The organism is Streptomyces sp. NPDC001985 (assembly GCF_040296845.1).
Classification (GTDB): domain Bacteria; phylum Actinomycetota; class Actinomycetes; order Streptomycetales; family Streptomycetaceae; genus Streptomyces.
Genome location: NZ_JBEOYB010000005.1, coordinates 108,755 through 131,914 on the forward strand (window position 1 = coordinate 108,755; position 23,160 = coordinate 131,914).

The window sequence follows — 23,160 nt, forward strand, 5'->3', positions numbered from 1 at the left end:
ACCGCGCGCCGCCGCGGTGTCGGTTGCCGTCCGTCGCCGGTGCTCCGCGTGGGCTCCCTCCTCCGCCTCGCGGTCCACGGCACCGGACCCCGCTCACCGATCCGGCCCGATCCGAAAGAAACTCCCTAGCCGGGCGCCTCCCCGAGGGAGCCCGGCCGGCCGGGCGACTCCCGGCGGGCGGCGGAGAGGGTGCGCCGGGCCGCCGCCACGATCGCCGCGTCCACGAAACGGCCGTCCGGGAGGGCGAACGCCGCCCCGCCCGTCGCGGCGGCCCCGATGATCTCCTCGGCGGCCTCGATCTCCTCCGGCGCGGGCCGGAAGACCCGCTCGATGACCGGGAGCTGGCGCGGATGGATCGCGGCCCGGCCCACGAAGCCCAGCGACCGGCCGCGGACGCAGGACGTGCGCAGCGCCTCCATGTCCCGGATGTCGGGGAAGACGGACTGGACCGGTGGCGCGAGCCCGGCCGCGCGGGCGGCGACCACGACCCGGGCGCGCGGCCAGTCGAGCGCGGAGTCCTCCCGTACGCCCAGGTCGGCGCGGAGGTCCGCCTCCCCGATGGAGATGGCGTGGACGGCGGGGTGCGCGCCGGCGATGGCGTAGGCGTGCTCGATGGCGAGGGCGGACTCCAGCAGCGGGTGGAGCGGGACGCCGGGGGCCAGCTCCGCGATCCGGTGGATGTCAGTGGCGTGTGCGACCTTGGGAACACGGAGCGCGCCGAGGCCGGGAAGTCCGGTCAGTGTCGCGATGTCCTGGGGGGAGTTGATGCGGACATGGACGGGCCGTGGCTGGGGGGCCGTGAGGAGTTCGGCCGTGGCGGCGAGGGCGTATTTCCTCCGGTCGGGGGCGACCGCGTCCTCCAGGTCGACGATCACCACATCGGCGCCGGAGGCGAGCGCCTTGAGCACGGTCCGGGGGCGGTCGCCCGGGGCGTAGAGATAGGTGAGGGGGAGGGTCACAGGGCGCCCTGGCCGCGGAGTTCGGCGATATCGGCCCCGGTGAGGCCGAGTTCGGTGAGGACCGTCTCGGTGTCGGCGCCGTGCGGGCGCCCGGCCCAGCGGATGGCCCCCGGCGTCTCGGAGAGCCGGAAGAGGACGTTCTGCATACGGATGGTGCCCAGTTCCGGGTCGGGCACCTCGGTGATGGTCCCCAGCGCCTGGTACTGCGGATCGTCCATGACATCGCGGATGTCGTAGACGGGGGCGACGGCCGCCTCCGCCTTCTCGAAGGCGGCGAGGACCTCGCTCCGGCCGCGCCGGGCGATCCAGCCGCCGACCGCCTCGTCCAGCTCGTCCGCGTGGCCGGCCCGCCCGGCGCCGGTGGCGAACCAGGGCTCCTCGGTGAGTTCGGGGCGGCCCACCAGCCGCATCAGCCGTTCGGCGACGGACTGGGCCGAGGTGGAGACGGCCAGCCACTGTCCGTCCCGGGTGCGGTAGGTGTTGCGGGGCGCGTTGTTGCGGGAGCGGTTGCCGGTACGGGGCTGTACGTAACCCAACTGGTCGTACCAGAGCGGCTGGGGGCCCAGCACGGTCAGGATCGGTTCGATGATCGCCATGTCCACCACTTGGCCCCGCCCGGTGACCGCCCGGGCGGCCAGCGCGGTCATCACGGCGTAGGAGGTGGCGAGGGCGGCGATCGAGTCGGCGAGTCCGAAGGGAGGGAGGGTCGGCGGGCCGTCGGGCTCGCCCGTGACGGCGGCGAAGCCGCTCATGGCCTCGGCGAGGGTGCCGAAGCCGGGGCGGTGGGAGTAGGGGCCGAACTGGCCGAAGCCGGTGACCCGGGTCAGCACCAGACCGGGGGCGGCGGCGCTCAGCTCCGGCCAGCCGAGCCCCCATTTCTCCAGGGTGCCCGGGCGGAAGTTCTCGATGACCACATCGGCGGTGGCGGCCAGGCGCAGCAGGGTGTCCCGGCCGCCGGGACAGGAGAGATCGAGGGTGATGGCGCGCTTGTTGCGGCCCAGCAGCTTCCACCAGAGGCCCACCCCGTCCCGGGCGGGGCCGTGGCCCCGGGACGGGTCGGGGCGGCCGGGGTGCTCGACCTTGATGACCTCGGCGCCGAAGTCGCCGAGCATCGTGGCGGCGAGCGGCCCCGCGAAGAGGGTGGCCAGATCCAGGACCCGCAGGCCCTGAAGGGGGGTGGTGGTCATGTGCGGTGTGCCTCCTGGTGGGTGAGGTGGGCGAGGGTGTCGAAGCCGATGCCGTCGAAGCCGGGGACGGAGGTGGCGAGCCGGTTCTTGAGCGGGGTGGTCCAGCGCTCGGGCAGGGCGTTCGGGTCTCCGGCGAGCAGCCCCGCGACGGACCCGGCGGTGGCGCCGTTGGAGTCGGTGTCCCAGCCGCCGGAGACGGCCCGGCAGATGGAGCCGGAGAAGTCGCCATCGGCATGGGTGAGGGCGGCGGCGAGCAGGGCCGCGTTGGGCACGGCGTGCACCCAGTGGTGGTGGCCCCAGCGGGAGTGCAACCGGTCCACGACCGTGTCGAAGGAGGGTTCGGCGCGGGCCTGTTCGATACCGGAGCGGACCGCCCGCGCGAGACGGGAGCGGGGCGGTACGACGGTGAGACCGGTGGCCAGGGCGCCGTGCACATCGTGGGTGCCGTCCGCCGCGGCGGCGATCGTGGCGGCGATGAACATCGCGCTGTGGACACCGCTCGCGGTGTGGGTGAGGGCCGCGTCGCGGTGGGCCTGCTCGGCGGCGCCGCCGGGGTCGCCGGGACGGGTCCAGCCGTGGACATCGGCCCGGATGGCGGCGCCGATCCACTCCCGGAAGGGGTTGTGGTGGAGGGCGGTGAGCGGGGGCTCGACGCCGGAGAGGAGATTGCGGTAGGCGACGCGCTCGGCGGTGAAGGTGCGGCCCGCGGGGAGTTCGTCCAGCCAGAGGCGGGCCACGTCGGTGGTGCGGAAGCCGCGTCCGTACCGCTGGAGCAGAAGGAGGTTGAGCAGGGGGTAGTTGAGGTCGTCGTCCTCGGGCATGCCGTCGATGTTCTCGGCGAGGGAGGTGGGGGCGGAGCGCCGGTTCCAGGGGTGGGCGCGGGCGAGGTCGCCGGGGAGGCCCTTGGCGGTGAACCAGGTGGTGAGCGGCCAGTTCCCGGTGGCGCGGGCGAGGGCGCGGATGGCGCCCAGCGGGAGCTTCTCCACCGGCTTGCCGAGCAGGCACCCCGCGGCCCGGCCGAGCCAGGCGGCGTGCAGGGCGTCGGGGGAGGGGCCGTCCTGCGCGGTCCCGCGCGGCGCGGGGGCGGCCGGCCAGTCGGGGCAGACGGCACGGATGGCGGGGAGGGCGGTCGGCTCGTCCCCGGTCAGCGGGGAGGGGAGGGCGGCCAGTTCGTCCAGCAGCCGGAGGGCGAGGGCCCGCAGGGCGGGAGGGGCGGGGGCGGGGGAGGCGCCCGCCGCGCCGGGCGGGCGATGCCCGCCCGCCCGGCGCCAGACGGCGGCGATCCCGGCGGCGTCCCGGCCGTCCTCCGCCGCCTGCCGCAACTCGTGCCCGAGCAGGTCCTCGGGCTGCACCCAGGTCAGCCTGAGCGCGTCGTCCGTCACCGGGGGCCGTCCGCCGTCAGCAGGCCGAAGGCGGCCTCGTGGGCGCGGTGGCGCTCCCGGTCGCGCGCGAAGACCTCCCGGGCCACCGATGCCAGCTCGCGCGCGGGGGCGTGCAGATCGAGCCGGCTGGCCCCGGCGACCTCCCCGGCCCACTCCGGGGGCACCGCCGCCTCCCCGTGGAGCGCGCCCGCGATGGCCCCCGCCATGGTGGCGATGGAGTCGCAGTCGCGGCCGTAGTTGACCGCGCCCAGCACGGTCCCGCGGTAGTCGCCCCCGGCGATCAGCAGCATGCCCAGGGCGATGGGCAGCTCCTCGATGGAGTGCACCCGGGAGGGGCGGCGGGCGGCCAGCGAGGGGTTGCGGTAGTCGGGTCCCACGGTGTCGAAGGGGGCGACGGCCGCCCGCAGCGGGGCGAGCGCGGCTTCGGGGTCGGTGTGGCGGGCCGCGACCCCGGCGACGGCCTCGATGGCGGCGCGCGTGCCGTCCTTGGCGAGGGAGAGGGCCGTGTCCAGGACGGTCGCGGGCGTGGCGCCCGGCGCGCAGGCCGCCGCGACCGACGCCGCGAGGACCCCGGCCGCCTCCCGTCCGTACGAGGACTGGTGGGCGCCCGCGATGTCGAGGGCCTCGGCGTAGGCGGCCCGGGGGTTGGCCGCGTTGACCAGCCCGACCGGGGCCGTGTACATCGCGGCACCGCAGTTGACGATGTTGCCGGAGCCCGCCTCGCGCGGGTCGTGGTGGCCGTAGTGGAGCCGGGCCACCAGCCACTTCTCGGCGAGGAAGATCCGCTGGAGGGGGAGTGCCTCGGCCTCCAGCTCGGGAATCCAGCGCGGGCGGGTCATCAGGTCCGGCACCAGGTGGTCGGCGACCGCGTAGGCGTCGAGATGGTCGCGGACCGTGGCGTACACCCTGATCAGCGCGTGGGTCATCAGGGTGTCGTCGGTGACGTGCCCGTCTCCCTTGTGGTAGGGGGCGATGGGGCGGGCGGTGCGCCACTCGTCGCCGTACCAGGGGCCGACGATGCCCTGGACACGGCCGCCGTGGCGTTCGGTGATCTGCTCCGGGGTCCAGCCCTCGACCGGGCCGCCGAGCGCGTCGCCGACGGCGGCGCCGATCAGACTGCCGGTGATCCGGTCATCGAGTGCCGTGGTGGGGAGTGCTGTCAGCATCATGCCGGAATTGTCCACCCATGACGGCCAGTTCCGAGTCTGCCAGCATCTCGGCGAGTTTCACCAGATCCGTCCCCGCGAGTCGGGGCAGTGCGCACCCCGCGAGGGTGCGGCAGGCCGCACGCCAGCCGGCCGGGATGGTGTCGCCGCCGCCGAGCGCCCCCGTCAGCGCCCCGGCCAGCGCGGGGGCCGAGTCGGCGACCCGGGAGAGACAGGCCGCGGTGGGCACCGCCTCCGACACCCGTCCGCGCGCGGCCGTCGCGACGGCGAGGGCGACCGGGACCGTCTCGGCCGCGGCGATGCCATAGCTGTAGACATGGTCCACGATCTGATGCTCCAGCAGCGGTACGAGATCGAAGGCCGCGGCGGCCTCCCGGGCGAGCCTGACGGCGTGCCGGCCGTTGCGGCCGATCTCCGTGGTGTCGGGGAGCTGGGCGAGCGCGGCGTCCACGGCGTCGTCGACGGCCGCGCCCCCGAGGGCCGCCGAGACGGCGGCGGCCATGGCGCGGGCGCCGTGCACCCCGTCGCCGTCCTGGGTGTAGCGGGCGTCGAACTCCGCCAGGGCGGCGGCCGATTCGGGGTCGCCCGGGTGGACGGTGGCCAGGACCACCGCCCGTACACAGGCGGCGTCGTCGAAGTAGTGCGGATTGTCGTGGCCGGTGGCGGGCGGGCGCAGCCCGGTGGCCAGATTGCCGAGGCCCGCGCGCACGGAGATCCGCGCCCGGAGCGGCAGGACGGCCGACTCCACCTCGGGCGCCCGGGCCGCCGCCGCCGCGACCTCGCCGGCCAGCGCGTTCCAGGCGAGATCGACGGCGGCGCGCAGCCGGTGGGCGGGGGCGAGAGCGGTGAAGAGCCGGCCGGAGGCGGCGAGGACGGTCTCGGCGGTGAAGGCGGCCCACTCCGCGTCGTCGGACGGTCCGAGCCGCAGCGGCTCGGGCGGCTGGTTCAGGGCGATGGGGACGGGGAGGGTGGTGGTGGCGTTCTGCTCGGCGAAGGTGTCCAGCTCCCGGGTGAGCCGGCGGGTCCACTCGGGCATCCGGGCCGCGCGGTGGCGGGCGGCGGGCCAGCCTGCGGCGTCCCCGGCGGCCAGCCCGAGGAGCAGCCCCTCGACGGGGCGGGTGACCGCGCCGGCGGGGCGCCCCGGGGCGGTCCGCGCCGCCCGCCGTCCGCTCTCCCGGCCTGCGTCGCCCGGTCCGGTCCGGGTGAGGTGCGAGCGGGAGTCGGTGTCGGGGCCGGACGGGGGCAGGTGTGGGCAGGAGGCGGTGTCGGGGCCGGCCGGGGGCGGGTGTGGGCAGGAGGCGGTGTCGGGGCCGGTCGGGGGCGGGCGGGTGGTGTCCGCGGGCCCGGGGTGCAGCGGCTCCCGTGGTTCCGGCGCGGGCCAGGCCTGCGTCGCGCTCGTCATGACGCCGCCTCCGGGCCGTCCTCCGGACAGAGCAGATCCGCGATGTCCAGGACATGCTGGCCGCGCATCGACGGCAGACAGCTCCCCCGCACCGGGCCGATCGCCGCCGCCCACGCGGCGGGAATCGCCGAGACACCGGAGACCGCCCCGGCCAGCGCGCCCGCCACCGCCGCCGTGGTGTCGGCGTCGCGGCCCATGTTGACGGCGGTGAGCACCGAGGTGCGGAAGTCGCCGCGCGCCGCCGTGAAGGCGCCGAACGCCAGGCCCACGGCCTCCGGCGCGAGATCCGTCCAGGGGTACCCGCCGATCACCACCGAGGAGCGGACCGCCCGCTCCATCGTCAGGGTGTCCGGGTAGTCGCGCTGGGCGGTGACCACGCCCCGGCGCAGCGACCGCGCCGTCCAGGAGTCCATCGGGATCACCGAGAGCGCGGCGCCGATCACCCCGGCGGGGCCCGCGCCCGCCATCGCCGCCGCGACGCCCGCGGCCACCGCCCGGCCGCCGTAGATGCCCTCGCCGTCGTGGCTGACCGTGCCGTCGATCGCCACCAGCCGGGCCGCCTCCAGCGGCCGTCCGGCCGCGAAGACCCCGAAGGGGGCGGCCCGCATCGCCAGACCGTCGCTCCAGGCGTGCCGGTGCTGGGCCGAGATGGGGGCGGCGAGCCCGCGCCGGAGGTTCTCCAGGGTGCCGCGCTCGCTGAATCCCGCGCCCCGGAAGGGGCCCTCGTCGAGATCGGCGATCCAGTGGTGCCAGGCCCGCTCCACATGGGCGACGGTCAGAGCGGAGCCGTGCCGGGCGAGGAGCAGGCCGGAGAAGATGGCGTACTCCGTGTCGTCGGTGCCGGCCGGGTCGTCGGTGACGAAGCCCTCGATCCTGCCCCACCGGCGGCGGATCTCCGAGGGCCGCAGATTCTCGGCGGGCGCCCCCAGCGCGTCGCCGACCGCCAGTCCGAGGAGGGCGCCCCGGGCCCGTTCGGAGAGCGCGCGGGGGAGGGGGGCCGGGGGCGCGGGGCGGAGGGGGGCGGGGTGGCGGGCGGTCACAGCGGTCAGATCCATGGGGTGGGGCCTCTCGCGCGCGATCCGGGTTGCTGGATCTGTGCCCCGGGTGCCCCCGTGCGAGTCGGAGAATCGTTTCTGTCACCCCCTCGACGTCGGGTAAGTACGGCCTGCCTTGCTGGCGCGCCCCTTACTTCGTGCGTATTTTCGACACTGTTCGAAAGGTGTGGGACGGAACGGTCCGTTCTGTGCCGGGGAAGGGGATTGACCGTGTCCATCATCGAGAGCGCGGCGCCGACGCACGAGGCGCACCGCGACAACCACACGCACCGCGATGTGAACGGCGGCTGGCTGCGGCCCGCCGTCTTCGGCGCGATGGACGGTCTCGTCTCCAATCTGGCGCTGATGACGGGGGTCGCGGGCGGGGCGGTCTCCACCCGGGTCGTGGTGGTGACGGGGCTGGCCGGGCTGGCGGCGGGGGCGTTCTCGATGGCCGCGGGGGAGTACACCTCGGTCGCCTCCCAGCGGGAGCTGGTCCAGGCGGAACTGGAGGTGGAGCGGCGCGAATTGCGCAAGCACCCGGTGGACGAGATGGAGGAGCTGGCGGCGCTGTACGTGGCGCGCGGGGTGGAGCCGGCGCTCGCGCGGGAGGTGGCGATGCAGCTCTCCCGGGACCCGGAGCAGGCGCTGGAGATCCATGCCCGGGAGGAGCTGGGGATCGACCCGGACGATCTTCCGTCGCCGGTGGTGGCGGCGGTGTCGTCCTTCGCGGCGTTCGCGCTGGGGGCGCTGCTGCCGCTGCTGCCGTATCTGCTGGGGGTGGGGGAGCTGTGGGCCGCGGTGGGGGTGGGGCTGGCGGGGTTGTTCGGGTGCGGGGCGCTGGTGGCGAGGGTGACGGCGAGGAGCTGGTGGTTCAGTGGGGTGAGGCAGCTGGGGTTGGGGGGGTTGGCGGCGGCGATCACCTTTGGGTTGGGGGCGTTGCTGGGGGCCGCGCTTTAGGGCCCGGGCGGCCTGAGCCCGTCTGGGGCTTGAGGGCGGCCCCCGCGCCGGGGCCGGTCCGGTGCCCCCGGCCCGTCCGGGAGCCCCAGAGGGGCTGGGGTGGTGCTGCTCAAACCCCGGCGGGGCCGAGGTGGCGCTCCTCGGAAATGCCGATGGAGCGGGAATTCGTGCCTGGGGTCCGCGCTGGGGCGGGGGTCTCAGGGGGATGGGGGTGCCCCGGGGCGGGGTGGGAGGGGCTTGAGGGTGAGACACTATGCGGGGGGATGCAAAAGTAGCCGTAACTCGCCGGTTTCGATTCCTTCATCTCCGGGCATGAGCCGGGGGCGCCGCGGGCAACGAAGCCCGCTCTTCGAAGGCCCTGCGGATACCGATCTGTCCGACGGTGACCCCTTCACCCGCTTAGTGCGGTGTCCGCATGCTGGAATGAGCTATCCGCTTTCCGAGAACCTCTCCATCATGTAACCTGCACGAAATTTCACGGAGGGCCAACGTCGTCCCTCGGTATCTGATACATGCCACGACGACGACGGGAGAGCCGATGCGTTCCGACGCCTGGTCGCCCATGGACGGTCGCCCCGCCCCTCAGGGGATGTACGACCCCCGTAACGAACACGATGCCTGCGGCGTCGGGTTCGTGGCCACCCTGACCGGTGTTGCCAGCCATGAGCTGGTGGAACAGGCGCTGACCGTACTGCGGAACCTTGAGCACCGCGGTGCCACCGGCTCCGAGCCCGACTCGGGAGACGGCGCCGGAATCCTGTTCCAGGTGCCCGACGCGTTTCTGCGCGAGGTCAGCCCGTTCGAGCTGCCCGATGCCGGGGCGTACGCCGTCGGCATCGCCTTCCTCCCCGAGGACGGCACCGACGAGGCCGTCTCGCGGATCGAGACCCTCGCCGCCGAGGAGGACCTCACCGTCCTCGGCTGGCGCGAGGTCCCCGTCACCCCGGGCCTCCTCGGCAACGGCGCCCGCGCCACGATGCCTGTTTTCCGCCAGCTCTTCGTGGCCGACGGCAGCAGCACCGGGATAGCCCTCGACCGCAAGGCCTTCGTGCTGCGCAAGCGCGCCGAGCGCGAGGCCGGCGTCTACTTCCCGTCCCTGTCGGCGCGCACCGTCGTCTACAAGGGCATGCTCACCACCGGCCAGCTGGAGCCGTTCTTCCCGGACCTCTCCGACCGCCGGCTCGCCTCCGCCGTCGCCCTGGTCCACTCCCGGTTCTCCACCAACACCTTCCCGAGCTGGCCGCTGGCCCACCCGTACCGCTTCGTCGCCCACAACGGCGAGATCAACACGGTCAAGGGCAACCGCAACTGGATGCGCGCCCGCGAGTCCCAGCTGGCCTCCGGCCTCTTCGGGACCGCCGCGCTGGAGCGGATCTTCCCGGTCTGCACCCCTGACGCCTCCGACTCCGCCTCCTTCGACGAGGTCCTGGAGCTGCTCCACCTCGGCGGCCGGTCCCTGCCCCACGCGGTGCTGATGATGGTCCCCGAGGCGTGGGAGAACCACGACTCCATGGACCCGGCCCGCCGCGCCTTCTACCAGTACCACTCCACGATGATGGAGCCCTGGGACGGCCCGGCCTGTGTCACCTTCACCGACGGCACCCAGGTCGGCGCGGTCCTGGACCGCAACGGTCTGCGCCCGGGCCGCTACTGGGTCACCGACGACGGCCTGGTCGTGCTCTCCTCCGAGGTCGGCGTCCTCGACATCGACCCCGCCAAGGTCGTCCGCAAGGGCCGTCTCCAGCCCGGCCGGATGTTCCTCGTCGACACTGCCGAGCACCGCATCATCGAGGACGACGAGATCAAGGCCGGTCTCGCCGCCGAGCACCCCTACGAGGAGTGGCTCGACGCGGGCACCATCGAGCTGGAGGACCTGCCCGAGCGGGAGCACATCGTGCACACCCACGCCTCGGTCACCCGCCGCCAGCAGACCTTCGGCTACACGGAGGAGGAGCTCCGCATCATCCTCGCGCCGATGGCGAGGACCGGTGGCGAGCCCCTCGGTTCCATGGGCACCGACTCCCCGATCGCGGCCATCTCCCAGCGGCCCCGGCTGCTCTTCGACTACTTCACCCAGCTCTTCGCCCAGGTCACCAACCCTCCGCTGGACGCCATCCGCGAGGAACTGGTCACCTCCCTGCTCTCCACGCTCGGCCCGGCCGGCAATCTGCTGGAGCCCAACGCGGCCTCCTGCCGCAGCGTCACCCTCCCCTTCCCGGTGATCGACAACGACGAGCTGGCCAAGCTCGTCCACATCAACGCCGACGGCGACATGCCCGGGATGAAGGCCGCCACCCTCTCCGGCCTCTACCGCGTCAGCGGCGGCGGCGACGCGCTCGCCGCCCGTATCGACGCCATCTGCGCCGAGACCGACGCGGCCATCGCCGACGGCGTCCGGCTGATCGTGCTCTCCGACCGCCACTCGGACGCCGAGCACGCGCCGATCCCGTCGCTGCTGCTCACCTCCGCCGTCCACCACCACCTCATCCGCACCAAGCAGCGCACCCAGGTGGGCCTGCTGGTCGAGGCCGGCGATGTGCGCGAGGTCCACCATGTGGCGCTGCTGATCGGCTACGGCGCCGCCGCGGTCAACCCGTATCTGGCGATGGAGACCGTCGAGGACCTCGTCCGCGCGGGCACCTTCATCGAGGGCATCGAGTCCGAGCAGGCCATCCGCAACCTGATCTACGCGCTCGGCAAGGGCGTGCTGAAGGTCATGTCCAAGATGGGCATCTCGACCGTCGCCTCCTACCGGGGCGCCCAGGTCTTCGAGGCCATCGGCCTGGACGAGGCCTTTGTCGAGCAGTACTTCAACGGCACCGCCAGCAAGATCGGCGGCGCGGGTCTCGCCGTCGTCGCCGACGAGGTCGCCGCCCGCCACGCCAAGGCGTACCCGGTCTCCGGCATCTCCTCCGCGCACCGCGCGCTGGACATCGGCGGCGAGTACCAGTGGCGCCGCGAGGGCGAGCCGCACCTGTTCGACCCGGAGACGGTCTTCCGCCTCCAGCACTCCACCCGCAACCGCCGCTACGACATCTTCAAGCAGTACACGGACCGGGTGAACGAGCAGTCCGAGCGGCTGATGACGCTCCGCGGGCTCTTCGGCTTCCGCTCCGGCCGCGAGGCCGTCCCGATCGACGAGGTCGAGCCGGTCTCCGAGATCGTCAAGCGGTTCTCGACCGGCGCCATGTCGTACGGATCGATCTCCCGCGAGGCCCACGAGACCCTCGCCATCGCCATGAACCAGCTCGGCGGCAAGTCCAACACCGGCGAGGGCGGCGAGGACCCTGAGCGGCTCTACGACCCCGCCCGCCGCTCCAGCATCAAGCAGGTCGCCTCCGGCCGCTTCGGTGTGACCAGCGAGTACCTCGTCAACGCCGACGACATCCAGATCAAAATGGCCCAGGGCGCCAAGCCCGGCGAGGGCGGCCAGCTCCCCGGCCACAAGGTCTACCCCTGGGTGGCGAAGACCCGCCACTCCACCCCCGGCGTCGGACTGATCTCCCCGCCGCCGCACCACGACATCTACTCCATCGAGGATCTCGCCCAGCTGATCCACGACCTCAAGAACGCCAACCCGAGGGCCCGTATCCACGTCAAGCTGGTCTCCGAGGTCGGTGTCGGCACGGTCGCCGCCGGTGTCTCCAAGGCCCACGCCGATGTGGTGCTGATCTCCGGACACGACGGCGGTACGGGAGCCTCCCCGCTCACCAGCCTCAAGCACGCGGGCGGCCCCTGGGAGCTGGGACTCGCCGAGACCCAGCAGACCCTGCTGCTCAACGGCCTGCGCGACCGGATCGTCGTCCAGACCGACGGCCAGCTCAAGACCGGCCGCGATGTGGTGATCGCCGCTCTGCTGGGCGCCGAGGAGTTCGGTTTCGCCACCGCCCCGCTGGTGGTCTCCGGCTGCGTCATGATGCGCGTCTGCCATCTGGACACCTGCCCGGTCGGCATCGCCACCCAGAACCCGGTGCTGCGCGACCGCTTCTCCGGCAAGGCCGAGTACGTCGTCAACTACTTCCAGTTCATCGCCGAGGAGGTCCGGGAGATCCTCGCCGAGCTGGGCTTCCGCACCGTCGAGGAGGCCGTGGGCCACGCGGAGCTGCTCGACACCGAGCGGGCCGTGGACCACTTCAAGGCCCAGGGCCTGGACCTCGCCCCGCTCTTCCACGTCCCCGAGCTGCCCGAGGGCGCGGTCCGCCACGCCCTGATCGAGCAGGACCACGGGCTGGCCAAGGCGCTCGACAACCAGCTGATCAAGCTGGCCGCCGACGCGCTGGGCGCGGAGAGCGCCGAGGCCGCCCAGCCGGTGCGCGCCCAGGTCCCCATCCGCAACATCAACCGGACCGTGGGCACCATGCTCGGCCACGAGGTGACCCGGAAGTTCGGCGGCGCCGGGCTCGCCGACGACACCATCGACATCACCTTCACCGGTTCGGCCGGCCAGTCCTTCGGCGCCTTCCTCCCGAGCGGCGTCACCCTGCGCCTGGAGGGCGACGCCAACGACTACGTCGGCAAGGGCCTCTCCGGCGGCCGGGTGATCGTCCGCCCCGACCGGGCCGCCGACCACCTCGCCGAGTACTCCACCATCGCGGGCAACACCATCGCCTACGGGGCCACCGGCGGCGAACTCTTCCTGCGCGGGCGCACCGGTGAGCGGTTCTGTGTCCGCAACTCGGGCGCCACCGTGGTCTCGGAGGGCGTGGGCGACCACGGCTGCGAGTACATGACCGGCGGTCACGCGGTGGTGCTCGGCGAGACCGGGCGCAACTTCGCCGCTGGTATGTCCGGTGGTGTCGCCTATGTCATCGACCTCGACCGGGACAACGTCAACTCCGGCAACCTCCAGGCGGTCGAGACCCCGACCGAGGCCGACAGGCAGTGGCTGCACGATGTCGTGCGCCGCCACCAGGAGGAGACGGGCTCCACCGTCGCGGAGAAGCTGCTCGCCGACTGGCCCGCCGCCGCCGAGCGCTTCAGCAAGATCATTCCGACCACGTACAAGGCAGTGCTCGCCGCCAAGGACGCCGCTGAGCTCGCCGGTCTCTCCGAGCAGGAGACCACCGAGAAGATGATGGAGGCGGCGATCAATGGCTGACCCCAAGGGCTTCCTGACCACCGGGCGCGAGACCGCGTGCACCCGCCCGGTGGGCGAGCGACTCAAGGACTGGAACGAGGTCTACGTACCCGGCTCCCTGCTGCCGATCATCAGCAAGCAGGCCGGCCGCTGCATGGACTGCGGCATCCCGTTCTGCCACAACGGCTGTCCGCTCGGGAATCTGATCCCCGAGTGGAACGACTACGCCTACCGGGAGGACTGGGCGGCGGCCTCCGAGCGGCTGCACGCCACCAACAACTTCCCGGAGTTCACCGGGCGGCTCTGCCCCGCGCCCTGTGAGTCGGCCTGTGTGCTGGGGATCAACCAGCCCGCCGTCACCATCAAGAACGTCGAGGTCTCCATCATCGACAAGGCGTGGGACTCGGGCGATGTCACCCCGCAGCCCCCGGAGCGCCTCTCCGGCAAGACCGTCGCCGTCATCGGCTCGGGACCGGCCGGTCTCGCCGCCGCCCAGCAGCTGACCCGGGCCGGCCACACCGTCGCCGTCTACGAGCGCGCGGACCGGATCGGCGGACTGCTCCGCTACGGCATCCCCGAGTTCAAGATGGAGAAGGTGCACATCAACCGCCGTATCGAGCAGATGCGCGCGGAGGGCACCAAGTTCCGCACCGAGGTGGAGATCGGCCGTGACATCGACGCGGCCAAGCTGCGCCGCCGCTACGACGCGGTCGTCATCGCCGCCGGGGCCACCGTCTCCCGCGATCTGCCCGTGCCGGGCCGTGAGCTGAGCGGTATCCACTTCGCGATGGAGTACCTGCCGCTCGCCAACAAGGTGCAGGAGGGCGACTTCATCGCCCCGCCGATCACCGCCGAGGGCAAGCATGTCGTCGTCATCGGCGGCGGCGACACGGGCGCGGACTGCGTGGGCACCGCCCACCGCCAGGGCGCGGCCTCCGTCACCCAGCTGGAGATCATGCCCCGGCCGGGCGACGAGCGCGCCGCCGGGCAGCCCTGGCCGACCTTCCCCATGCTCTACAAGGTCACCTCGGCCCACGAGGAGGGCGGCGAGCGGGTCTACTCCGTCTCCACCACCCACTTCGAAGGCGACGAGGAGGGCCGGGTGCAGGCCCTGCACCTGGTGGAGGTCGAGTTCATCGACGGCAGGCTCACCCAGAAGCCGGGGACCGAGCGCAGCATCCCGGCCCAGCTGGTCACCCTCGCGATGGGCTTCACCGGCACGGACCGGGCCAACGGGCTCGTCGAGCAGTTCGGCCTGGAGCTGGACGAGCGCGGCAACATCGCGCGGGACGCGGAGTACGCCACCGACGTCGACGGCGTGTACGTCGCGGGGGACGCGGGCCGCGGCCAGTCGCTGATCGTCTGGGCCATCGCCGAGGGCCGTTCGGCCGCCCGCGGCGTGGACCGCTATCTGACCGGTGCGAGCGATCTGCCCGCCCCGATCCGCCCCACGGACCGGGCGCTCACCGTCTGAGCCCCGGCCCGCCAGACGTCCCGTACAACGGCGTGCGGAACTGACAACGGCGCCTGCCCCGTCCCCGACCGGACCAGGGTGGGCGCTGTTGCGCGTTCACCGGCCGGCCCCCTCCGGTCACCCGCCCCCGGTCACCTGCCCCGGTCATCTGTCGGCGGGCACCCGCTCGGCGGGCCGGGGCCCGGGGGGCAGGGGGGCCTCCCGGGCGGTACGGGGGCGCAGCAGCCGGTGCGCCAGTACGGCGGCGATCAGCAGGGCCGCCCCGATGGCGCCCAGCAGGGTCTGCCAGGCGCCGGTGAACTCCCCGGCGACCTCCGCGCCCCGGCCCGTCACCACCAGATCCGCCGCGCCCCGGTCGCCCAGCTCCGTCTCCACCAGCGTCATCAGCGCCGCGCCGAAGCCCGCGAGGACCAGGGTGCCCGCGACGCTGCGGCCCGTGCTGAGCAGCCCGGACGCCATCCCCATCCGCTCGGCGGGCACCGTGCTCAGCGCCTGGGCGTCGATCTGGCCGAGCCCCAGGCCATTGGCCGCCCCGATCAGCAGCAGCGGGACGGCCAGCCGCGCGGCCCCCGCGTCCGGGGCCAGGGCCAGCGCCAGCGAGAGATTGCCCACGGCCGACAGCAGCAGCGCCGTCACCGCCAGCCGGCGCGCCGGGACCCCCCGGGCGACCAGCAGACCGCTCACCGACGGCAGGGCGAAGACCGGGACCGTCATCAGCAGCATCAGCGTCCCGGCGCCGGAGGCCGAGAGCCCGCCCGTGCCCTGGAGATACGTCGGCAGGAAGACCAGCACCCCGATCGAGCCCAGACTGATCGACATCGCCGCGAAGAGCCACCCCGAGAACAGCCGATCGCGGATCAGCGACAGATCCAGCACCGGGTGGCCGCTGCGCCGCTCCACGGCCACGAACACCACGAGCAGCGCGACACCCGCCCCCAGCGGGCCGAGCACCGCGAGGCTGCCCCAGCCGGACTGCGCGCCCTGGGTGACGGCGAACATCAGCAGGGCGAGCCCGGCGATGAAGGTGAGCACCCCCGGACGGTCCACCTTCGGCCGGTCGGCGGCCCGGGACTCCGGGATCAGCGCGGTGAGCGCGAGGACCAGCAGCGCGGCCACCCCGAAGAGCAGGAACGAGGCCCTCCAGCCGAAGGCGCCCACCAGCGCGCCCGACAGGGTCGGGCCGATCGCGATGCCGATCCCGGCGGTGGTGCCCACGGCGGCGAAGACCCGGGCGCGCGCCGGGCCCTCGTGGAGCGTCGCGAGGATCGCGACCCCGCCGGCCATCACCGCGGCGGCGCCGACACCCGCGACGGTCCGGGCGATGTCGAGCACCAGGATGCTCTGTCCGGCGGCGGCGGCGAGGGTGCCGGCGGCGTAGAGCGCGACTCCGGCGGCGAAGACCCTGCGCCGGCCGAAGAGATCGCCCAGCGAGCCGGCGACCAGCATCACCGAGGAGGCGGCGAGGACATAGCCGGTGACCACCCACTGGAGAGCCGCACCGGAGGCGCCCAGGTCCCGGCCTATCTCGGGGAGCGCGACGGAGGTGCCCGTCATGGCCATGGGGAAGGTGAAGTAGGCGAAGAGGATGGCGAGGAGGGCGAGGGTGGGGCGGGAGGGGCGGCGTGGTGAGGTCATGGCCACAGCCTTGGGGCTCAACTTTGGTTGAGGTCAAGGGGTGTGGTCTTTCCTCGCGGGGCGCGGAAATCCCGACAGGGGGTGGCGGGATTGGGTGGTTGGGTGGGTGCATGACTTCGGATACGACTTCGGATACGGGCTCGGGCTCGGGTTCGGCCCCGGCCCCGGCCTCGTGGTCCGGTTTCCGGGCGGCGGAGCCCGCCTTCGCGGACGCCGTTCAGGACCGCTTCGGGAAGCACCGCCACCATGTGCTGGCGACCCTCCGCAAGGACGGGTCGCCCCGGGTCTCCGGGATCGAGGTGATCTTCCGCGACGGAGAGCTGTGGCTCGGCATGATGCCCGGCTCGGCCAAGGCGCGGGACCTCCGCAGGGACCCCCGGCTGGCGCTGCACGCCAATCCGGGGGAGGGGGATTCGATGGACGGGGGAGATGTGAAGGTGGCGGGGTGGGGGGTGGAGGTGGTGGACGAGGGGGAGGTGGGGAGGTTCGCGGAGGCGATGGGGCAGCCGTTGCCGTTTCATCTGTTCCGGGTGGGGGTGGGGTCGGTGGTGCGCACGGGTGTGGAGGGTGCCCGCCTGGTCGTCCACACCTGGCACCCGGGCCGTGCCCTGACCCGCGCCTCCCGTGCCTGACCTCCGGCCGTTCTCTGTCCCGTGCTAGCCGCGCTTGACCTTCGGCGGTGCCCTGACCCGTGCTAGCCGCGCTTGACCTTCGGCGGTGCCCTGACCCGTGCCTCCCGCGCCTGACCTCCGGGCCCGCCCGGAGCGAATCCGCCCCCGCTGGTGTTCGAGGCGAACACTCCAGCCCCTTCGGCGGGCATCTCAGCCCCTCCGGCGAGCTGAGGCACGAAATCCAGCCTCGCTGGGGGGTGCCCCCGGACGGGCCGGGGGTGCCGGGTCCGGCGGGAAGTGGTCAGGTGCGGGGCGGGGCGGGGAGGAGCTGGGTGCGGCAGGCGGCGGGGGTGCCCCAGGCGGTGAGGAGCGGGCGGGCCTTGCGGAGCCACAGGGAGAGGTCCAGCTCATCGGTGTAGCCGATCGCCCCATGGAGCTGAAGCGCCGCCCGCGCGGCGGCATACCCCGCCTCCCCGGCCACCACCTTCGCCGCCGCCACATCCCCCGCGTCCCGCGTCACCCCCGCCCCCCACACCACCGCCCTCGCGAACTCCACCCCCACCGCCACATCCGCCAACCGGTGTTTCACCGCCTGAAACCCCCCGACCGCCGACCCGAACTGCACCCGTCCCCGCACATACCCCACCGTCCGCTCCAGCAGCGCCACCCCCACCCCCAGGCACTGCGCCGCCGTCAGCAGCCGCGCCGTCTCCCCGGCGAGCACGGCCGCGGCCCCCACCTCCGCCGACTCCACCACCACCTCCCCGCCCGCGAGCGGCACCGCCAGCCGCCGCACCGGGTCGGAGGAGACCCGCAGCGGCCCGTGCCCCGGCGCGGCCCGCACCCGCCCGGCCTCCGCGACCAGCACCGCCCCCGCCGCGTCCGGGTCCAGCGCGTACCGCCCCCCGCCCGGCAGCACCACCGCCGTCGGCACCCCCTCCGCCACCTCCCGCCACAGCCTCCCCTCCGGGGCGCCCGCGCGCCCCAGCAGCACCCCGGCGGCGACCGTCTCCGCCAGCGGCCCCGGGACCGCGTGCCGTCCCAGCTCCACGAAGGCCACCACCCGCTCCACCGCCGGCAGCTCCGGGTCGAAGACCCCCGCCCCCGCCAGTCGCCGGAACAGCTCCCGGCCGGGAGCGTGGTCCCCCGCCGCCCAGGCCCGGGCCGCCGACGGGACATCGGCGGCCGTCAGCATCGCGTCCAGCGACCGCCCGAACGCCTCCTGCTCCCCCGTCGGCAGAAACCGCATCAGCGCCGCCCCTTCGGCAGGCCGAGCAGCCGCTCGGCGATGATGTCGCGCTGGATCTCGTTGGTCCCGGCGTAGATGGGCCCCGCCAGGGCGAAGAGATGCCCCTCCGCCCACGCGGTGTCCGCGAACCCGCTCTCCTCGCCGAGGAGATCGAGCGCCGTCTCGTGGAGCGCGATGTCGTACTCCGACCAGAACACCTTGTTGAGGCTGGACTCCGCCCCGATCGTCCCGCCCCGGGCGACCCGCGCCGCGCCCGCCCAGGTGAACAGCTGGTAGGCCCGTGCCCCGATCACCGCGTCCGCCACCCGGTCCCGCAGCGCGGGGTCCCCGCCCCCCGCCTCCCACTCCCGTACCAGCCGGCGCGCCGCCGCCAGAAAGCGCCCGGGGGAGCGGAGCATCAGCCCCCGCTCGTTTCCGGTCGCCGACATCGCGATCCGCCACCCCTGTCCCGGGTCGCCGATCACATCCTCGTCGGGGACGAACACCTCATCGAGGAGGAGTTCGGCGAAGGCGGGCTTCCCGTCGAGCCGGCCGATGGGCCGGACGGTGACCCCGGGCTCGGAGAGGCCGAACATCAGATACGTCAGCCCCTGATGGGGGCGGGCGGCCCCCGGGTCCGTACGGAAGATCCCGAACGCCCGGTCCGCGAAGGCGGCCCGCGACGACCAGGTCTTGTGCCCGCTCAGCAGCCACCCCCCGGCGGTGCGCACCGCCCGCGACCGCAGCGCCGCGAGATCCGAACCGGCCCCGGGCTCCGACCACGCCTGCGCCCAGATCACCTCACCGCCGGCCATCGGCGGCAGTATCCGCGCCCGCTGCTCCTCCGTGCCGTGGTCGAAGAGGGTGGGGGCGAGCAGCTGGACGCCGTTCTGCGAGACCCTTCCGGGCGCGCCCGCCGCCCAGTACTCCTCCTCGAAGAGCAGCCAGCGGACGAGACCGGCCCCCCGGCCCCCGTACCGCTCGGGCCAGGAGACGGCGGACCAGCGGTCCGCGTACAGCTCCGCCTCCCAGGCGCGGTGGGCCGCGAACCCCTCCCGGGTCTCCAGGGACGGCAGGGCCGTCCGGGGCACATGGGCGGCCAGCCAGTCCCGGGCCCCGGCCCGGAACGCCTCGTCCTCGGGGGAGTGGTGCAGATCCATGCGCACGCCCATCCTTCCCTAACAAGTGTTTGGTAGGTTAACGTGCCCCTGTGAAGGACAACAGGGCCGGCGGCCCACCGGAGTACGTTCCCGGGCACGGCCTCCTCGCGGGCCGCACCGCCGTCGTCACCGCCGCCGCCGGCACCGGGATCGGCGGCGCGACCGCCCGCAGATTCCTGGAGGAGGGCGCCCGGGTCGTCATCGGCGACGCCCACTCCCGCCGCCTCGGTGAGACCCGGGCCGCCCTCGCCGAGGAGTTCGGCGCGCCCGCCGTCGCCGCCCAGCCCTGTGACGTCACCGACGAGACACAGGTCCTGGCCCTCTTCGAGCGGGCCGCCGAGGAGCACGGCGGGCTGGACATCGTCGTCAACAACGCGGGCCTCGGCGGTACGGCGGCCCTCGCCGACATGACCGACGAGCAGTGGGACCGGGTCCTCGACGTGACCCTGAACGGCACCTTCCGCTGCACCCGCGCCGCCCTGCGCGCCTTCCGCGCCACCGGCCGGCCCGGGGTGATCGTCAACAACTCCTCCGTGCTCGGCTGGCGGGCCCAGGCCGGCCAGGCCCACTACGCCGCCGCCAAGGCCGGGGTCATGGCCCTCACCCGGTGCGCGGCGATCGAGGCCGCCGGGTACGGCGTACGGATCAACGCCGTCGCGCCCAGCCTCGCCCTCCACCCCCATCTGGCGAAGGTGACCTCGGCCCGGCTCCTCGACGAGCTGACCGCGCGCGAGGCGTTCGGCCGGTGGGCCGAGCCCTGGGAGGTCGCCAACACCATCGTCTTCCTCGCGAGCGACTACTCCTCGTACCTCACCGGAGAGGTCCTCTCGGTCAGCGGCCAGCACCCATGAGCCCACAATGAGCGGGTGCCAGCAGACACCACCCCCGAGAACACCAGCCCCGCGAACACCGGCCCGGCGAACACCGGCCCGGCGAACACCGGCCCGGCGAACACCGGCCCCGCCGAGAAGAAGAGCCCGGTGACCTCCGCACCCGCGCGCCGCCGCGAACTCCTGGACCTCGCCGCCGAGGTCTTCGCCGCCCACGGCTACAACGCCACCACCGTCCGCCGGATCGCGGACGAGGCCGGCATGCTCGCCGGCAGCCTCTACTACCACTTCGATTCCAAGGAATCGATGCTGGACGAGATCCTCTCCACCTTCCTCGACGAGCTGTGGCAGGGGTACGACGAGGTACTGGGCGCCGGTCTCGGCCCCCGGCGGACCATCGAGGCCCTGGTCACCGAGTCGTTCCGGGAGATCGACCGGCACCGCGCCGCCGTCGCGATCTACCAGAAGGAGTCCCGGCAGCTCGCCGCCCAGCCCCGCTTCCACTACCTCGCCGAGTCCCAGCGGAAGTTCGAGAAGGCCTGGCTCGGCACCCTGGAGCGCGGTGTCGCCGACCGGGCCTTCCGCGAGGATCTCGACATCCGGCTCACCTACCGCTTCGTCCGCGACACGGTCTGGGTCGCCGCGTCCTGGTACCGGCCGGGCGGACAGCACAGCGCCGAGGAGATCGCCCGCCAGTACCTGTCGATGGTGCTGGACGGAATCGCCGTACGTGAGGAGTAGTCATGGGCGAGGCCTACATCGTCGAAGCGGTACGCACCCCTGTCGGCAGGCGCCGGGGCGGTCTCGCCGCCGCGCACCCCGCCGATCTCGGGGCGCATGTGCTCAAGGAGCTGGTCCGGCGCGCGGGGGTCGACCCGGGCGCCGTCGACGATGTCGTACTCGGATGTCTGGACGCGGTGGGCCCGCAGGCCGGTGACATCGCCCGGACCGCGTGGCTGGCCGCCGGGCTCCCGGAGGAGGTGCCCGGGGTGACCGTGGACCGGCAGTGCGGATCGTCCCAGCAGGCGGTGCACTTCGCCGCGCAGGCCGTGCTCTCCGGCACCCAGGACCTGGTGGTCGCGGGCGGCACCCAGAACATGTCCATGATCCCCATCGCCTTCGCCTCCCGGCGGGCCGCCGAGCCGCTCGGACTGGTCCAGGGACCGTTCGCGGGCAGCGAGGGCTGGCGCGCCCGCTACGGCGACCAGCCCGTGAACCAGTTCCACGGCGCCGAACTCATCGCCGCCGCGTGGGGCATCACCCGCCGCGACCAGGAGGAGTTCGCCCTGCGCTCCCACCGGCGGGCGGTCCGCGCGCTCGACGAGGGCCGGTTCGCGCGCGAGACGGTCCCGTACGGAGCGGTGACGGCCGACGAGGGGCCGCGCCGGGACACCACCCCGGAGAAGATGGCCGCCCTGCCGCCGGTCGCCGATGGCGGCACCATCACCGCCGCCTGCTCCTCGCAGGTGTCGGACGGCGCCGCCGCGCTGCTGCTCGCGAGCGAACGGGCCGTACGGGACCACGGGCTCACCCCCCGGGCCCGCGTCCACCATCTCTCGGTGCGCGGCGGCGACCCCATCCAGATGCTCTCGGCCCCGATCCCGGCGACGGCCCATGCCCTCAGGAGGACCGGGATGTCCATCGGCGACCTGGATCTGATCGAGATCAACGAGGCGTTCGCGCCGGTGGTGCTGGCCTGGCTGAAGGAGACGGGCGCCGACCCCGCGCGGGTGAATGTCAATGGCGGCGCCATCGCGCTGGGGCATCCCCTGGGCGCGACCGGGGCGCGGCTGATGACGACCCTCCTCCACGAACTGGAGCGCACCGGGGGAAGGTTCGGGCTCCAGACGATGTGCGAGGGCGGCGGCCAGGCGAATGTGACCGTCATCGAACGGCTCTGACCCGTGGGCGGGGTGGCGGAGGCGCCCCGCCACCCCGCCCCGCCGGTTCAGGCCCCGCGGATACGGTCCGGGAGGCCGATCGGGTTCGGGAAGCGCAGGGTCTTCGCGACCGTCTCCGCGAGGGGCGAGAGCACCGCGCCCAGCTCCCCGGTGTCCACCGGGGCCCAGGGGCGGGCCGCCGCCCGGTCCGTCGCCTCCTCGATCCCCGCGAGGACCCGGCGCCCCTCGTCCGTCGCCTGCCCGTCCGGGACCAGCAGCCCCCGCTCCACCAGCCGCCGCACCGAGGCGTCCCACTCGTCGTCCGTCCACCCCCGGTACGGCTGGAGCTCACTGCGCGGCAGATCGATCCCGACCCGCAGCGCGAGGATCTCGCAGCCGTCGAGGTCCTCCGCGAGCTGCGCGGCGACATGGCCGTCGCCCCGGTGCTCCCGCAGGATCGTCGCGGCGTGCCACAGCCGGTCCAAGGGGTCCCTCGGCCAGGGCAGGGCGACATTGGCGGCGGTCAGCGGGCGGCCCGTGGAGTCCGGGGCCACGGCGGCGGCCGCGAGCAGCTCGCCCGCCCGCACCACCTCGTCCTCCTGGCCCGCGAGCAGCCGCGCCAGCGCCGCGCGGGCGCCCGCCCGGCGCACCTCCAGGGCCTGCTCCGGGTGGACGGTCTCCCAGACGGACGGGAGGGACTCCGCCACCATCGACGGGGCGAACGAGCAGAAGACGGCGGCTGCCGGCTCCGGGCGCACGGCCCCCAGGGGAGCGGCCCGCCCGGCGAAGTAGCCGCGCCAGAAGCCGCGCAGACCGGCGTCCTCGAAGGCGGCGACGGCCTCGGGGGAGAAGTAGGTGACGGCGTGGATCGGCTCGAACAGGCCCCACAGATGGCGGGGGGTGACGACCGGGGTGTCGGTGATGGCTTCCATGGGCGGCATTTTGTCGGGAGGGGAGGGGGGTGGGGGCGTGCGGAGGGGGGTGGGGTGGGGGGTGGCCGTGGCCGAGACAAGCAGATAAGAACGCCGGGGGTGTTCCCCGGCTGGCCCCGGGGGTGTCCGGCTCTCGCGGGGCTCCGGGTGCCGCAGCTGTGTTCGTGGTGGTCAACCCTCCCCCGTGTACACCTGTCCGGGCTACCTCCCGGTCCCCCGCGCCTCAATCGCCACCGAGCCCGA

Annotated in this window: 17 protein-coding genes; 7 read left to right on the plus strand and 10 right to left on the minus strand. The window is 73.9% G+C overall.

The window, feature by feature from the left end; genetic code table 11:
* Nucleotides 1-125: 125 nt before the first annotated feature.
* From ABT122_RS03635 to ABT122_RS03660, 6 genes are read right to left on the minus strand one after another with little or no spacing between them, the layout of a single operon-like run.
* A complete protein-coding gene (locus ABT122_RS03635; RefSeq protein ID WP_351544710.1) occupies nt 126-959 on the minus strand; it encodes an HpcH/HpaI aldolase/citrate lyase family protein in 834 nt (277 codons plus the stop codon).
* Nucleotides 956-2,146, minus strand: a complete 1,191-nt coding sequence (locus tag ABT122_RS03640) for a CaiB/BaiF CoA transferase family protein (RefSeq protein WP_351544713.1) — start codon at nt 2,144-2,146, stop codon at nt 956-958. The genes ABT122_RS03635 and ABT122_RS03640 overlap by 4 nt, the downstream gene beginning before the upstream one ends.
* Nucleotides 2,143-3,528, minus strand: a complete 1,386-nt coding sequence (locus ABT122_RS03645; RefSeq protein WP_351544716.1) for an ADP-ribosylglycohydrolase family protein — start codon at nt 3,526-3,528, stop codon at nt 2,143-2,145. Before ABT122_RS03645 ends, ABT122_RS03640 begins: the two co-directional genes overlap by 4 nt.
* Nucleotides 3,525-4,697, minus strand: a complete 1,173-nt coding sequence (locus tag ABT122_RS03650; protein WP_351544718.1) for an ADP-ribosylglycohydrolase family protein — start codon at nt 4,695-4,697, stop codon at nt 3,525-3,527. Before ABT122_RS03650 ends, ABT122_RS03645 begins: the two co-directional genes overlap by 4 nt.
* Nucleotides 4,660-6,096 carry an ADP-ribosylglycohydrolase family protein gene (locus tag ABT122_RS03655; protein WP_351544721.1) on the minus strand — a complete coding sequence of 479 codons (1,437 nt, stop codon included), beginning with the start codon at nt 6,094-6,096 and terminating at the stop codon, nt 4,660-4,662. Before ABT122_RS03655 ends, ABT122_RS03650 begins: the two co-directional genes overlap by 38 nt.
* Nucleotides 6,093-7,151: an ADP-ribosylglycohydrolase family protein gene (locus tag ABT122_RS03660; RefSeq protein WP_351544723.1), complete on the minus strand. Its 1,059-nt coding sequence runs from the start codon at nt 7,149-7,151 to the stop codon at nt 6,093-6,095. The genes ABT122_RS03655 and ABT122_RS03660 overlap by 4 nt, the downstream gene beginning before the upstream one ends.
* Nucleotides 7,152-7,361: 210 nt before the next feature.
* Here ABT122_RS03660 and ABT122_RS03665 point away from each other — a divergent pair, with 210 nt between their 5' ends.
* The 3 genes from ABT122_RS03665 (at nt 7,362) to ABT122_RS03675 (ending at nt 14,641) form a co-directional block, all read left to right on the plus strand.
* A complete protein-coding gene (locus ABT122_RS03665; protein ID WP_351544726.1) occupies nt 7,362-8,090 on the plus strand; it encodes a VIT1/CCC1 transporter family protein in 729 nt (242 codons plus the stop codon).
* Nucleotides 8,091-8,628: 538 nt separating this feature from the next.
* Nucleotides 8,629-13,188, plus strand: coding sequence for a glutamate synthase large subunit (gene gltB / locus ABT122_RS03670; RefSeq protein WP_351544729.1), 4,560 nt, complete (start codon nt 8,629-8,631; stop codon nt 13,186-13,188).
* Nucleotides 13,181-14,641: a glutamate synthase subunit beta gene (locus tag ABT122_RS03675; RefSeq protein WP_351544732.1), complete on the plus strand. Its 1,461-nt coding sequence runs from the start codon at nt 13,181-13,183 to the stop codon at nt 14,639-14,641. Before gltB ends, ABT122_RS03675 begins: the two co-directional genes overlap by 8 nt.
* 144 nt (nt 14,642-14,785) lie before the next feature.
* Here ABT122_RS03675 and ABT122_RS03680 read toward each other — a convergent pair whose 3' ends face one another.
* Complete coding sequence (locus ABT122_RS03680) at nt 14,786-16,276, minus strand: MFS transporter (RefSeq protein ID WP_351544734.1); 1,491 nt, start codon at nt 16,274-16,276, stop codon at nt 14,786-14,788.
* A gap of 110 nt (nt 16,277-16,386) precedes the next feature.
* Between ABT122_RS03680 and ABT122_RS03685 the strand changes: the two genes are divergently transcribed.
* Nucleotides 16,387-16,908 (plus strand): pyridoxamine 5'-phosphate oxidase family protein, encoded by a 522-nt coding sequence (locus tag ABT122_RS03685; RefSeq protein WP_351544736.1) that lies wholly within the window; start codon nt 16,387-16,389, stop codon nt 16,906-16,908.
* 280 nt (nt 16,909-17,188) lie between these two features.
* On the opposite strand, the gene ABT122_RS03690 is transcribed toward ABT122_RS03685, so the two are convergent.
* Both ABT122_RS03690 and ABT122_RS03695 read right to left on the minus strand, forming a co-directional pair.
* The gene (locus ABT122_RS03690) at nt 17,189-18,136 is read right to left on the minus strand and encodes an acyl-CoA dehydrogenase family protein (RefSeq protein WP_351544739.1); all 948 of its coding nucleotides are present in this window, start codon (nt 18,134-18,136) and stop codon (nt 17,189-17,191) included.
* The gene (locus tag ABT122_RS03695; RefSeq protein WP_351544741.1) at nt 18,136-19,275 is read right to left on the minus strand and encodes an acyl-CoA dehydrogenase family protein; all 1,140 of its coding nucleotides are present in this window, start codon (nt 19,273-19,275) and stop codon (nt 18,136-18,138) included. The genes ABT122_RS03690 and ABT122_RS03695 overlap by 1 nt, the downstream gene beginning before the upstream one ends.
* Nucleotides 19,276-19,325: 50 nt before the next feature.
* On the opposite strand from ABT122_RS03695, the gene ABT122_RS03700 reads away from it, so the two are divergent.
* The 3 genes from ABT122_RS03700 (at nt 19,326) to ABT122_RS03710 (ending at nt 22,006) form a co-directional block, all read left to right on the plus strand.
* Nucleotides 19,326-20,126 (plus strand): SDR family oxidoreductase, encoded by an 801-nt coding sequence (locus ABT122_RS03700; protein WP_351544744.1) that lies wholly within the window; start codon nt 19,326-19,328, stop codon nt 20,124-20,126.
* A gap of 129 nt (nt 20,127-20,255) precedes the next feature.
* On the plus strand, nt 20,256-20,846 hold the full coding sequence (locus tag ABT122_RS03705; protein ID WP_351544839.1) for a TetR/AcrR family transcriptional regulator: 591 nt from the start codon (nt 20,256-20,258) through the stop codon (nt 20,844-20,846).
* A 2-nt stretch (nt 20,847-20,848) separates the two neighbouring features.
* Complete coding sequence (locus ABT122_RS03710) at nt 20,849-22,006, plus strand: acetyl-CoA C-acetyltransferase (protein WP_351544747.1); 1,158 nt, start codon at nt 20,849-20,851, stop codon at nt 22,004-22,006.
* A 47-nt stretch (nt 22,007-22,053) separates the two neighbouring features.
* On the opposite strand, the gene ABT122_RS03715 is transcribed toward ABT122_RS03710, so the two are convergent.
* Entirely contained in the window at nt 22,054-22,917 is an 864-nt protein-coding gene (locus ABT122_RS03715) for an SCO6745 family protein (protein ID WP_351544750.1), read from the minus strand.
* Between the last annotated feature and the right edge of the window lie 243 nt (nt 22,918-23,160).